Consider the following 13,624-nt stretch of genomic DNA (forward strand, 5'->3'; position numbering starts at 1 on the left):
TTTAAGAGAGAAAACTTTCTTCAAGTTCTTCAATCAGGGAACCTGCATAAGCGACTGCCTGTCTGATTGAGTCAGGGCTGGTCATGTCGACGCCTGCTTCTTTAAGGAGCTCAACCGGTTTTTTGCTTCCGCCGGATTTCAGGACGTTCAACCATCTGTCGACAGCAGGCTTTCCTTCATCCTCAATGAGTTGAGAGACAAGTGTTGAGGCTGTCAATCCTGCCGAATACGTGTACGGATATAAGCCCATGTAATAATGCGGCTGCCTCATCCATGTAAGCGATGCCCCCTCATCAAGTGTGACAGAATCTCCCCAGAAGGAGGAAAGGACATCTCTTTTATGGTTTGAAAGCATGTTCGCTGTAATTGGCTGTCCTTTTTCAGCGGCGTCATAAACCCGGCGCTGAAATTCGCCTTCCAGAAGGTGAGTCACAAAATTATGATAATAAGTCCCGAGAAGCTGCAGGATCACCCATCTTCTCATCCGCTTATCCTGAGTCTTTTTCAGCAGGTGTCTTCCAAGCAGCATTTCATTAAGGGTTGACGGCGCCTCGACGAAATACGTGGAAGGACGTGTATTCATGATCCGCTGATGCTTATTGGCCAGGTAGAAATGACCTGCATGGCCAAGCTCATGGGCAAGCACAAAAGCGCCTCTCATCGTATCCTGCCACGTCATTAAAATATAAGGGTGAACGCCATATGGACTTGAACAGAACGCGCCGGTTGATTTTCCGACGTTATCAGCAAGATCGACCCATCTCTCAGACAGCGCTTTTTTCATAATCTGAGTGTACTCAGGCCCCATCACTTCAAGTGCTTCAAGAATCAAGTCGCTTGCTTCCTGATAGGTTGTTTTTGGGCTGAATTCAGTGTCAAGAGGTGCCTTTAAGTCGCAAAAGCGCAGTTCATCAAGCTTCAGAACGCGCTTTTTAAGCGCAGCGAATCTCCTCATATGAGGTGCGAGTTCTGTCTGAATGATATCAAGCTGATTGTGGTACATCTCATTTGTGACATGCTGAGGTTTAAGCAGCATGTCGGTGACAGACGGATAGTTTCTGAGACGTGTTAAAGCTACCTGTTTTTTTACTTCTGCCGCATAGGCGGATGCGACTGTGTTTTTGTAGTTTTTAAGAGTAGAAACAAACGAGTCGTATGCCTTTCTCCTCACGTATGTATTAGATGAAAATTCATATCTGTCTTCATAAAGAGCGAATGAATTCGAAAGCAGATTGCCGTCTTCATCTTCGACAGATTCAAATGTCATATCTGCAAGCTTGGCATTCTGATAGATTTTGTACGGTGCCCCGTGTATCTCTCCGAGTGAAGCAAGAACTCTTTCTGTTTCTTCTGAAAGACGATGGGGTCTTAATTCGCCTAATTCCTGCAGTTTTCTTGAAAATGGCTGGAGCCTGTTTTCTTCTTTCATAAAAGCTTCAATTGTTTCTTCCGGAAGGCTGAGAAGTTCTGACTCAATGAAGGATGTTTTTCCCTGTACTCCTGACAGCAAGGCTGCAAACAGCGAGGAGTTTGCCTGGTTGTCAGGGCAGGTTCCATCTGCCGATTGAAGGAGGCTGATGTAGGTTCCCGCTCTGACAAGTTTTTTTGACAGATGTTCCTCTGCTTCAAGGCAGGCAAGAAGGGAGGCGGCTGAATTTCCCAGAGTGCCCTTATAAGCTGCAAGTTCAGCTGCATCATGTTCGATTGCGGCGAGTTCCTTTTCCCAGTCAGCCTGAGAATCATATAAATCTTCCAGATTCCAAGTCAGTGCTTCCGGCACTTCTGTTCTGGATAATCTTTTTTCGATCACTTTTTCCATATGGGTTCCTCCAATTTCCATCAACTTATTTCGTGCTACTAAATAAGTATACTGATTATTTTTAAAAATGAACAGATTATTCTGAATAAACAGAAGGAAAAAGGATGTTTCATAAAGAAATCATTAAGGGTATGTACGCAATATGACATTAATCTACAGGGAGGAATCATGATGACGATTCAAAGCACAAACGAAAACACGCTTCAACCAACAAACACAGCAGTTAAACCGGCTGTCACAGCAGCACCGGAAGTTAAAACAAAGTCGAAAGGCAGCAAGCTTGCTGCGGGTATTCTCGCTGGAGCAGTAATCGGCGGATTGGTCACATTGTTTGATAAAAATACGCGGAATCAAGTGAAAAAGTCAGCTGCCGGCATTAAAGATTCCTCTTCAGAGGTTTTCACACAAGTGAAAGAAAATCCAGGCGAAGTTAAAAATCAGGTTGTCACGCAGTTTAAATCCGCAGCAGATTCACTTAAAGATGCGATTAACGAGGCGAAACGCCTGTATGACCGCTTAAACGAAGACGTTCGGGGCAATGTCAACGATGTCATTCAAGCTTCGAACGAAACGCTGGCAACTGCCAAGGATGCCCAGCAGGATCTTGCATCCATCGGCTCCAAGGTAAAAGAAGCAGGTGCTGAACTGACAGGCGGGAATGAGTCTGATACAGAAAAAGCTCCTGAAACACCGCAAAACCAAACGTCAATCCCCGGCACAAATGCAGGGAAATTTTAAATAGACATGAGCTGCCTGATTTCAGGCAGTTCTTTTTTATGTAAAAACCCTTACCGCAAAGTTTGTTGCGGCAGAAGGTAACCTCCCTCAGCATCATTTCCTGAAAACTCAAACTTCTATGATAAAATATAAGAAAAAAGAGAAAGAAGGCATCAAACATGTATCTGCCATCATTTGATCTGAAAAATAAAACAGCATTGATTACCGGTGCAGGAAGGGGAATCGGCCGCGCACTTGCACTTGGGTATGCCGAGGCGGGGGCTGATGTGATTCTCCTCTCCAGAACAGAAGATGAGCTGCAGGCTGTTGCAGAAGAAATCAGGGCAAAAGGCCGAAAAGCCTATCCGCTTCCTGCAGACGTGACGAGCACGCAGAGTATTAAGAATGTATTTGCTGAGATTGAAGCACAGCAGCTGAATGTTGATATTCTCATAAACAACGCCGGTATGAATATCCGTTCAAAAGCGCTTGATGTGACAGAGTCTGAGTGGGAAACGATTGTAAATACAAATATGAAATCGGCTTTTTTTATGTCGCAAAAGGCAGCAGAATGGATGAAGAAAAACGGGAAAGGCGGAAGAATTATCAATATTTCATCCGTCGCAGGCAAGACAGCCCTCAGAACAGGTGTTGTGTATGCACAGACAAAAGCAGCCATGATTCAGATGACTAAGGTGCTTGCATTTGAATGGGGGCAGGATAACATCCAGGTGAACTCTATCGGGCCATGGTATTTCGAAACGCCCCTGACTGAAAAAATTCTGCACGATAAAGCGTATGTAGCTGATATTCTTGCAGTAACACCGCTGAAGCGGATCGGTCAGCTGCCTGAACTTGTGGGACCTGCCGTGTTCCTCGGCTCCGATGCAGCAAGCTACATAACCGGCCAGACGCTGTTCGTCGATGGTGGCATGACGATTCACGGTTTCTAATCATTTGCGGAAAATGCCGAAATTCAACTCAATTCATGAGATGTTGACTTTATTTTGGAACCTTTGTCGACTTGCAGGATTTTCCTTATCCCCGCCTCGAAAACGTAGGCAACAAAAAAATGAGAAAAGGCGGGGTTTTATATGTCTAAAAAGGTAAGTATTTCAAAGGTAGCTTCCATGCTGGGGGAATCCTCCTATATTTTGAAAATGTGGGAAGAAGAGTTTACATCCATTCTAGAAATAGAAAGGGATCATAAAAATGCCCGGGTGTACTCGCCTGAAAATATTGAAATGCTGAGAAAAATTAAACATATGAAGGATAGCCAGCTCGATCATGAGACAATCGTCCAAATGCTTGCTATGAACGGAAAAGGCGAAGCCGCTGCAGCCTCAGCTGCCGTTATGGATCCGGATGCAGAACTTTCTGCAAAGAAAAATATTAAAGTGGCGCTTGAAGAGATTTTCAGTTTGATTGAAGAAAAAGGAAAACAGGACATCAACATACTTGAACTGAAAATGGACCAGCTGGAGCTCTCATTAATCGAACAGCTCAAGAAAACGGTCAAGCAGGAGTTTGGCGAGCAGACAAAAACACAGTTTCAAACGTCAAAAGGCCAGTTTGCTGCCCTGCATCACAGATTGAATGAACAGTCCAAAACGCAGCTGAGTGCTGCCAAAGAGCAGATGGAAGAGCTGCAGCAAAAGCTCGAAGAACAGACGGATCTGCAGCTGAATGCCGCTAAAAACCAGTTTACGGCGATCCACCATAAGCTGAATGAGCAGTCTAAAGCACAAATGAAAACGGCCAAAACCCACTTCACAGCCCTCCAGAGCAAACTGAATGATCAGGCTAAATCCCAGCAGCAGACATCAAAAGGCCAGTTTGCTGCGCTGCAGACAAAGCTTGACGAGCAGAAGGAAGCTCAGTTCAATGCCGTAAAAGGCCAGTTTGCTGCTTTGAACACTAAGCTTAATGAACAGGCCAAAATACAGCTCCAGGCAGCAAAAGAACAATATGCTTCGCTTCATTCAAAGATGGATGAACAGACGAAAGTGCAGTTAGGCCAATTCTCCGGCCTTCAGAATAAAGTAAACGAACATGCAAAAACGCAGCTGACCATGTCAAAAAGCCAGTTTTCGGCCCTGAAGGAAAAACTCAGCGAAATGAAGGAAGTGCAGTTGCATGCTGCGGAAGGACATTATGCATCCCTTCATGATAAACTGAACGTAATCCATGAATCTGCCAGCAGCGAACGGGAAATGTTCCACGATGAGGTCAAGTATGAACGGGAGCTTGCCAAGCAGTACATTGAACAGAGAGAACAAAAATTTCTTGCGTTCGTACAGCAGCAAAAAGAAAAAGAGGAACGTGCAGACCGCAAATATGGCCTTTCGATGCTGAAGCAGTTTATGGGATTTGCTAAATAACCTTAACCTGCGGAGGATAACGATGAACACGAAATTAATCAGTCATTTTATGTCACACAGAGCTGTTACACTCGAACTGCTTTCCATTATGAGAAACGATGACCCGGACTTCAAGCCTTCCGAATCGTCTATGTCAACTGCAAAACTGGCTGTTCATATGGCAACTTCCATGTACAAATTTACGGCTGTTGCCAAAGCGGGAAGCTCTGAACCGCTTATGGAAAAAGAGGATGTCAGGGAACCAGACCCGCTTAAGGCTGTTAAGCTTTACACGGAGAAAACCGTCCAGCTCCTGGAATCCCTTACTGATGATGATCTTTCACGCGAGATTGATCTGACAAATGTTTTTGGATTCAAGACTACTGGTGCATCTCTTGTAAAGATGGGAATTGAGCACGAGGTAAACCACAAAGGCAACTTGTTTGTATATGCCCGTCTCCTCGGGCATACTGAACTTCCGCTGTATGTAAAAAAAGGATAACCAGAGCCTGCCGGCCAATTTCCAGCCGGCGGGCTCTTTTATTGCCTGCTCCCTGCAATGGACAGACATCCGCTTTCTTTTTCTGTTTCTGAGGTTTATACTTAGTGTAATAAAAGGAGGTGAATGCAGCACATGATGATGGAGTTTTCACACGAACTGACACCTTATTTGACCCTGATCAGCCTTTTCTTTACAGTAGCTGCGATCTTTGCCTGCGGCTATCTGCTGGATCAGTCCTTTAAAAAACACCCGTCTATGAAAATGGCAGAAAGACATGAGCATAAAGACAGACTGATTTCACAGCGGAGACAAAATGAAACAAATGCGGTCATTGTCTGGATCATCAGGCAGATGAGGCGGTATGATGCAGGAGATGATACTCCGTCAGGTTTCCTTCTTGAATCTTTCATAATCAATGAAAAACAAGGAGGATTTACATGGAAAAGAAATCTGCATTCATCTCTCGGAACGTATTCCTTGCACTGCTTGGATTAGGCCTGCTCATTATTCTTAGCGGCTGCCAGCAGGCAGGCTCAGGAGGCATACAGGAAATATCAAGCGTTACTCCGGGGTTTTTTAATCACTATTTTGTCTATCCATTTTCACTGCTATTAAAAACGTTTGCCGAATGGTTTCAGGGAAGCTACGGGCTTTCAATTATTCTCGTAACGTTAATGATCCGGTTCGTTCTTCTTCCATTTGCACTCAAACAGTCTAAAGATCAAATGCAAATGAAGGGGAAAATGGCAAAGGCTCAGCCTGAGCTGTCTGTCATTCAGGAAAAAATGAAAAAAGCAAAAGATGCCGAGACGAAAACGAAACTTCAGCAGGAGACGATGAAAGTGTATCAGAAGCACCAGATCAATCCGCTTGCTGCACTTGGCGGATGTCTGCCGCTTCTCATTCAGCTTCCGTTTTTGACAGGATTTTATTATGCCATTCAGAGAACGCCTGAAATCGCCCAGCATTCCTTTTTATGGTTTAACCTCGGCAGCCCGAATCTTGTCCTGACACTTCTCGCAGCAGGCATCTATTTTCTTCAGGCAAGAGTGTCGCTCGTCGGGCTTGAAGAAGCGCAGAAAAAACAAATGGCCATGTTCAGCTATCTGTCGCCTGTCATGATCGGCATGTTCTCGCTGACAGCACCGGCAGCTCTTCCGCTGTACTGGACCATCGGAGGGATGTTTGTGATTTTGCAGACTCTCCTGACAAAAAAATTGTTTCATGCGGACAGTACCAGAAACAGTAAAGCAGAAGCACCCGTTTAAACCTAAAACGACTATTCCTTCATGATAAAGACCGGAGACTTTGATCTCCGGTCTTTTTTCATCTTTTCAAAAAAGGATTTGGCCTTGAAAAGAAGAATGTATGTAGAAGACGATTAAAAAAGGGGTTATAGCAGATGAAGTCCGGCGTATTTGAAAAAACCATCACGAAAAAAATAGAGGCAAAGCTCTCTTATTTACTGAAGCTTCCTGAAGGATATGAAGAAGGGACCGGAGAAGTGCCGCTTGTTCTGTTTCTTCACGGGGCAGGCGAACGGGGCACAAATCCTGAAGACGTCAGAAAGATAGGGCTCCCGGAGGTGGCAGACCGAGAAGATTTTCCCTTCATCCTGCTCGCTCCTCAATGCCCGGTATCCACGGCAAGAAGGTCGAACTGGATCATGGAGCTCGACGGTGCTGCCGCTTTGCTGGAAGAGGTTGTGGAAAGCTACAGAGTCAATAAGAACCGGATTTATTTGACTGGCATGAGCATGGGGGCATATGGAGCTTTTGAACTCGCAGGAAGAATGCCGGAAACATTCGCAGCCCTTGCTGCTGTATGCGGAGGCGGCTGTCCGGAGAAAGCAGGCTTGCTGAAAGAGATTCCTGTCTGGATTTTTCACGGAGAAGACGATGATGTCATTCCAATTAAGGAAAGCCTGGATATGGTTAATGCCTTAAAGCAGGCAGGCGGCAATGTAGCATTCACATCTTATCCAGGAGTCAGGCATGATTCATGGGTCCAGGCATACAATGATCCTGAACTGTACAACTGGATGCTGAGCAAGAGCAAGGCTTAAATGAAATAGAAAAGGAGACGCTGGTAAACCAGTCGTCTCCTTGCGTATTGAGGCGAAGAACCACATGCCACATTCATGTGTGCGGGAATCCGCATGTTCTCCGGCTTACACAATTCAGCTCATCGCTTTAGTAATATACCATGCATAAGGAAAAGAAACAAGCATGATTTTTAAAAACACATCAGTGCAGGGGAGGCAGGGCTTCATGAATTTGAAAAAGTTCACTAAGGATTTTAAGGAATTTCCGCTGAGCGACGGCTGGAAGCTTGTGATGCACAAGGATTTCGAGTTGTTCAAAAGCAGGGAAAATTATGCAATTATCGATGCCGAAGCTGACGTCCTCTTAAAGTTTTACCTTGAGAGCCCGGAGGTCATGTGCTTTAAAAAAACCGTCTGGAACCTCGACTGCAAGCTGAATTGTGCATCAAAAGTACTGACTGTATTTAATGAGCCTGATCTATTTGATGAGTGAAGATAGGTGCCATTTAAAAAAACAGGTTGACATCAGCAGTCCTGAGATGTTTAAATTATCTATAAATTAATGGAGCGTAACGTTGATGGGAAACACAGTAATCACATTGTCCCTGTTTTAGAGAGCTGACGGAAGGTGAAAGTCAGTACACACAATGCGGATGAATTTCGGTCCCTGAGTTTTTGTTTCGACCTGACGGAAGGAATGAACGGGTTGTTCCGATATCGACTTAAGAGCCGGAGAGTATTGTATTCTCAACTAGGGTGGTACCGCGATGAACAGTCGCCCCTACATTCAGGGGGCGGCTTTTTTGCGTTTTCATTAATATAAAGACACAATCATGAGAGGTGCATAATGAGAGAACATCAGCAGTGGTCTTCAAAACTGGGATTTATATTAGCTGCAGCAGGTTCGGCAATCGGACTTGGGGCAATATGGAAATTCCCGTATATAGCGGGAGTCAGCGGCGGGGGAGCCTTCTTTTTTATATTCCTTCTCTTCACGTTATTGCTTGGCCTGCCATTGCTCCTGGCAGAATTTGCGGTTGGAAGAAGCACTCAGAAAGATGCGATCCAATCATATAAAGCAATCGCGCCGGGAACAAAATGGTTTTCTGTCGGGTATTTAGGAATGATCACCTGTTTTATTCTGCTGTCATTCTACAGTGTCATTGGAGGATGGATTCTTCTCTACCTCTTAAAAACACTGACAGGTGATTTAAACGGACTCAGTCAGGAGCAATATGGACAGCTGTTCGGCGAAACGATCACTGACCCTGTTTTAAGCGTCGGTGCACACCTTGTCTTCATGGCAATCACCATTGCGGTTGTAGCAAAAGGGGTACAAAAAGGGATTGAGCGCACTAGTAAATTTATGATGCCGGTCTTATTTCTTTTGTTTATCGTGCTGATTTTCCGATCGCTTACGCTCGACGGGGCGATGGAAGGAGTCCGCTTTTTGTTTCAGCCGGACTTTTCAAAATTAACGTCGGAAACCATTCTGGCAGCACTGGGACAATCCTTTTTCACCCTGAGTGTCGGTGTTTCCGTTATGGTAACGTACAGCTCTTATCTATCGAAAGAGTCCAATCTGCCTCAATCTGCGTTTTCGATTGTCGGAATGAACATTTTTATTGTTGTTCTTGCGGGACTTGCGATCTTTCCGGCCGTGTTTTCATTTGGCCTGAAGCCAGATGCCGGTCCGGTGCTGCTCTTTAACGTATTGCCGACCGTTTTTAATCAAATGGCATTTGGCATGGTATTTTTTGCAGCATTCCTCCTGCTTTTCCTGTTTGCATCTTTAACTTCGGCATTTTCCATGCTTGAAATTATTGTCTCTGTATTATCAAAAGGAGACGCTGAAAAACGGACGAAATGGTCCTGGACGATTGGACTTCTTATCTTTTTAGTAGGCATACCATCAGCTTTATCATTTGGAGTTTGGAGTGACGTAAGCATTTTCGGCAAAACCATTTTTGATGCGGCGGATTATCTGGTCAGTAATATTCTGATGCCTGTGGGGGCCCTGCATATTTCTATTTTTGTTCCGCTGAAAATGAAAAAATCAGCTCTTTATGAAGAGCTCTCTAAAGGATCTTCTTTATCCAAAGGACTGTTCAATGTGTGGTTCCTGCTCATGAGATACGTGGCGCCAATTGCCATTTTCCTGGTTTTGCTTGACGTAATGGGAGTTTGGAAGCTCTTATAAGTAATGGAAAGGACTCCGCTGCTGCGGGGTCCTTTTTGCGTATACTCAAGGGGAATTTAAGGAATATTAATCCATGACTAAATTGAAATTGAGGGACTGCGCATGTCGAAAATGGTTGCTCCTGAAAAAATTCCCCAATCTCTGCATGCCGGCAAATCGCTGATTTGTGAGAAGCTGGGTAACAGTTCGGATTTGAAATTTAAAGAAATGAAAAATAACGGATTTACTTTTTTAATCGTATATATCAGCACGATTGTTGAAAACAAACAGCTGGAGGAGCTGATTCTTCCATCACTTGCTTCATTTGATGCAGAAAAGGCCGAGGCAGCAGAGGATACCGTTGATTTCCTCATGGATCATGTTATTGCTCTGAAGGACACCAGGAAAATAACAAACATGAATGACGCGGTAAATGAGTTGCTTTTTGGCAATACGGTCATTCTTTTTGAAGGTCAGTCGAGCTGTATTACAGCCGGAACGGACAAGTTTCCTGAAAGGAGTATTTCAAATCCGAAAGCTCAGCGGACACTGAAAGGTCCAGACATTGGATTCAATGAAGATCTTTCTTCGAATACGGCTTTGATCAGAAAAATAATCAGAAATCCGGCACTCAGAATAGAGTCTCCAGAGATTGATTCAACTACTAAGATTTGCATCATTTACATGGAAGGAAAAGCTGACAAGGAAATTTTAAAAGAGCTGAAAAAGATGCTTTCCTCTATTAAAATGGACGTCATTCTTGATTCCAACTACCTTGAAGAGACCATGCAAAAGTCTTCAAACTCCATCTTCCCGCTAACACTTTCAACGGACAGACCGGACGTTGTCTGCAGTGAAATTATGGAAGGGAGAATTGCTCTCATCGTTGACGGGACACCGTTTGTGGTCACTTTGCCGACTGTGTTTGTGCAGCTGTTTCAGTCACCGGATGATTATTATTTTTTGACAAAAAAGATTATGGCAAAGAGACTTTCACGTATGTTAATCTACTGCGTTTCCATTCTTCTCCCAGCCCTTTATATTGCTTTTACGATTTATCATCCCGGTCTGATCCCGACAAATCTGCTTGTTGGAATTGTCACACAGAGGGAACTTGTGCCTGCTCCAACAGTTGTTGAGACGATCGTTTTTTATTTTCTGATCCTGATTATTACCGAAAGTTCGCTCAGGCTTCCTCAATCCGTTGTGTTTACGGTCACTGTTTTTGCAGCCATTGTACTCGGACAATCGGCAGTGGAAGCTTACCTTGTTCAGCCTTTTACGCTTGTTGTATTAAGTGCCTCTTACATCTTTTCAAGCATCATTCCGGTCTATTCTCTTGCGACCGTTTCTCAAAAGCTGACTGTTGTATTTATGTTTCTGGCATCCGTTTTAGGATTTTTCGGCATTATTGCAGGGATTTTGTATTACCTGCTTCAGTTATCTTCATCAAGATCATTCGGGGTGCCGTATCTTGCACCGTTTGCTCCTTTTAAGCCAGGAGATCAAAAGGATGCTGCATTCAGGGTTCCCATGTATGAACAGCTGAACAATAAGAAGACCTTTACTAAAGAAGAAAAAGATCAGCTGAAAAACAAGTAAGGAGGACACGATGAAGAAAAAAGCATGGGGACTTATATTTTTCGTCATTCTTACTCTTGGTTCCAGTGTGGTTATTTCAAAGAATGTAGAGGATACCCTGATTAAATCAATTTCCATCGTCAGTGCGATAGGAATTGATTCCAGTGAGGAAGGGTATGAAGTAACACTTCAGATGATCAATACCGCAGCTAAACCTGATTCAGTGGGAGAAGTTCCGGGTTCAATTATCTACCAGCAATCAGGCAGAACAATTTCTCAGGCAGTCAAAAATATCTTAAACCGTAATCCAAAGAAAATTTTTCTCGACAGCGCCGATTTGATTGTCATTGGAGAACAAACAGCAAGAGAAAAAGGAATTCATGAGATACTGGCCTTGTTTCTGACAGAATCTGAAATTTCCTCAAGCATAAAAATTATGGTGACAAAAGATTATCCGGCAAGCAAAATTATTAAGACTATTACCCCGGCTGAAAAGGTCTCATCTAAAAGAATCAATGACATTGTACACAGCAATGAATTAAATCTTGGATCTGTGGCAAGTGTATATCCTGTTAAAGTAATGAACGATCTTCTCAGAAATATAAAAGCAACAGCTCTTCCTTATGTTACGCTGAGCAGTGATCAGGAGATAGGTTCCTCACAAGAGAATATTTCTTCTCCTGAGCCGGAGGTTCTTTTAATCCTGAACGGAATGGCTTATTTCAAAAAGGACAAGCTTGCTGGTTATTTAAGCAGGGATGAGAGCAAGATTTTTCTTGGTATTACGAACGGTACAAAAAAAACGACGATTGAGGCGCAATGCGGAGCTGATGATCCAGGTTTTTTTACCGTACACATTAAAAAGTCAAAAACCAGTGTAAAGCCAGTCTACAGCAATGAAATGGTTTCATTTCAAGTCGAACGGAAGATGAAAGGGGAATTATTTGAAAGCACATGCAGACAGGATGATCTTCCTAATTTAGAATCTAAGACTGAAGAAGTCTTAAAAAGGGAGATGGCTGGACTGATTGCCAGAAGTCAGGAAGAAAACAATGACTTTCTTGGCTTTCTAAAAGAAGTCTACTTGAGAAACCCATATAAATTTCAGGAAATCAACAAGAAATGGAAAGAACTATATCCTGAGGTTCCGGTAGAAATAGAAGTGAACTTGGAGATTGAAGATATTGGAGATGTGAACCGGATACCGTAACCCTTTCAGGCAAAGGATGATGAATGATGAATCAGCAGATTACACCTTATCAAGTTTTTTCCTTAATGGTTCTTTTTCTATTAGGCAGTACAGTGGTAGTAGGGCTCAGCTTGGATGCTGAAGAAGAAGCCTGGCTTGTAAATATGATAGCCACGGCGGCAGGTATCGTCATTTATTTTTTGTATATATGGATTCTTCGCATCGATCCCAGGAGAAAAACCTTTACAGAGCTTTTGAAGACAAGTTTCGGCAAGTGGATAGGGACATGTTTCATTTGCCTGTACGCGGTCTACTTTCTTTATATCGGGATGAGAGTTGTGAAAGATTTTGAGTTTTTCATCAGCACGGTCCTTTTTTACAACATTGAAACATGGGTCATTGGTTTTGTCTTCATTCTGCTGGCAGGGTATGCGTGCATATTAGGATTAGAGGCGATTGCAAGAGTATCGGAATTGCTTTTTTTCGGAAGTATTATGATGATTGCGCTGACCACACTCATAACCATTTTGAACCCAATGTTCGAATGGACAAACGTTCTGCCTCTTATAAAGCCTGACTGGAGGTCTGTGATAGGATCTGTTTTTCCGGCAAAAATAACGTTTCCGTTCGGAGAACTCATTACATTCCTCATGATTTTTCCCGCTGTGAATGACCAGTCCTACTTGCTTAAAAGAGGATGGATGGCTGTTGTATTCAGCGGTCTCATTATCATTGCCATTACAGAATCCATTATCGGCATGCTCGGGGCGAAAATCGCGGTCTATTTTTCCTATCCCCTCATTAAATCAATTGAAACGATTGATTTGCTGGATTTTTTTCAGCACATCGAAATCCTGTCTGTCATTGTTTTTTTCTTTGTAGGTTTTATAAAAGTGGTGCTTCTCTGCTATGCCTCTATAAAAAGCCTGTCTGAGATTATGCCCCGGGTTAAAAATAATTATCTCGTATACGGGGTCCTTTCAGCTGGATTTGCATCCACCTTTTTTATGGATTCAAGTATAGTCGAGCATACGAAAACCGGTCTTGAAATCGTTCCAAAATATATACATCTGCCATTTCAATTCGGAATTCCGCTGCTGCTGCTTGCAATCCTTCTTCTCAAGATGATGCTTAAGAAAAAGAAGACGGCTGAACAAGAGAAATAGTTGCAAAATCTTCCTTGGAAGAGTAGACTTTGAAACAAAGTACATAACATAACGGGAGCTTGTGGAA

Annotated in this window: 13 protein-coding genes and 1 other annotated feature; of the genes, 12 read left to right on the top strand and 1 reads right to left on the bottom strand. The window is 43.4% G+C overall.

What is annotated here, in order from left to right; translation table 11 throughout:
• Nucleotide 1: 1 nt before the first annotated feature.
• The gene (gene pepF / locus RKD52_RS10820) at nt 2-1,819 is read right to left on the bottom strand and encodes an oligoendopeptidase F (RefSeq protein WP_454099726.1); all 1,818 of its coding nucleotides are present in this window, start codon (nt 1,817-1,819) and stop codon (nt 2-4) included.
• A gap of 168 nt (nt 1,820-1,987) precedes the next feature.
• Between pepF and RKD52_RS10825 the strand changes: the two genes are divergently transcribed.
• From RKD52_RS10825 to RKD52_RS10880, 12 genes are all read left to right on the top strand, one after another.
• A complete protein-coding gene (locus RKD52_RS10825) occupies nt 1,988-2,557 on the top strand; it encodes a YtxH domain-containing protein (RefSeq protein WP_454099727.1) in 570 nt (189 codons plus the stop codon).
• 158 nt (nt 2,558-2,715) lie between these two features.
• The gene (locus RKD52_RS10830; protein ID WP_454099728.1) at nt 2,716-3,489 is read left to right on the top strand and encodes an SDR family NAD(P)-dependent oxidoreductase; all 774 of its coding nucleotides are present in this window, start codon (nt 2,716-2,718) and stop codon (nt 3,487-3,489) included.
• Between the two features lie 141 nt (nt 3,490-3,630).
• Nucleotides 3,631-4,917, top strand: coding sequence for a MerR family transcriptional regulator (locus RKD52_RS10835; RefSeq protein WP_454099729.1), 1,287 nt, complete (start codon nt 3,631-3,633; stop codon nt 4,915-4,917).
• A 22-nt stretch (nt 4,918-4,939) separates the two neighbouring features.
• Nucleotides 4,940-5,398 carry a DinB family protein gene (locus RKD52_RS10840; protein ID WP_454099730.1) on the top strand — a complete coding sequence of 153 codons (459 nt, stop codon included), beginning with the start codon at nt 4,940-4,942 and terminating at the stop codon, nt 5,396-5,398.
• 132 nt (nt 5,399-5,530) lie between these two features.
• Nucleotides 5,531-5,893, top strand: a complete 363-nt coding sequence (locus RKD52_RS10845) for a hypothetical protein (protein WP_454099731.1) — start codon at nt 5,531-5,533, stop codon at nt 5,891-5,893.
• A complete protein-coding gene (gene yidC / locus RKD52_RS10850; protein ID WP_454099732.1) occupies nt 5,836-6,666 on the top strand; it encodes a membrane protein insertase YidC in 831 nt (276 codons plus the stop codon). Before RKD52_RS10845 ends, yidC begins: the two co-directional genes overlap by 58 nt.
• A gap of 134 nt (nt 6,667-6,800) precedes the next feature.
• On the top strand, nt 6,801-7,463 hold the full coding sequence (locus RKD52_RS10855; protein WP_454099733.1) for a carboxylesterase family protein: 663 nt from the start codon (nt 6,801-6,803) through the stop codon (nt 7,461-7,463).
• Nucleotides 7,464-7,668: 205 nt separating this feature from the next.
• Nucleotides 7,669-7,935: a hypothetical protein gene (locus RKD52_RS10860; RefSeq protein ID WP_029565796.1), complete on the top strand. Its 267-nt coding sequence runs from the start codon at nt 7,669-7,671 to the stop codon at nt 7,933-7,935.
• 73 nt (nt 7,936-8,008) lie between these two features.
• Nucleotides 8,009-8,228 (top strand) — a binding site (T-box leader).
• Nucleotides 8,229-8,289: 61 nt separating this feature from the next.
• On the top strand, nt 8,290-9,642 hold the full coding sequence (locus tag RKD52_RS10865; RefSeq protein WP_454099734.1) for a sodium-dependent transporter: 1,353 nt from the start codon (nt 8,290-8,292) through the stop codon (nt 9,640-9,642).
• 102 nt (nt 9,643-9,744) lie between these two features.
• Complete coding sequence (locus tag RKD52_RS10870) at nt 9,745-11,223, top strand: spore germination protein (RefSeq protein ID WP_454099735.1); 1,479 nt, start codon at nt 9,745-9,747, stop codon at nt 11,221-11,223.
• Nucleotides 11,224-11,233: 10 nt separating this feature from the next.
• A complete protein-coding gene (locus RKD52_RS10875) occupies nt 11,234-12,412 on the top strand; it encodes a Ger(x)C family spore germination protein (protein ID WP_454099736.1) in 1,179 nt (392 codons plus the stop codon).
• Nucleotides 12,413-12,435: 23 nt separating this feature from the next.
• Nucleotides 12,436-13,557: a GerAB/ArcD/ProY family transporter gene (locus RKD52_RS10880; RefSeq protein ID WP_454099737.1), complete on the top strand. Its 1,122-nt coding sequence runs from the start codon at nt 12,436-12,438 to the stop codon at nt 13,555-13,557.
• Nucleotides 13,558-13,624 lie beyond the last annotated feature (67 nt).

Source organism: Metabacillus sp. SLBN-84 (genome assembly GCF_053629595.1).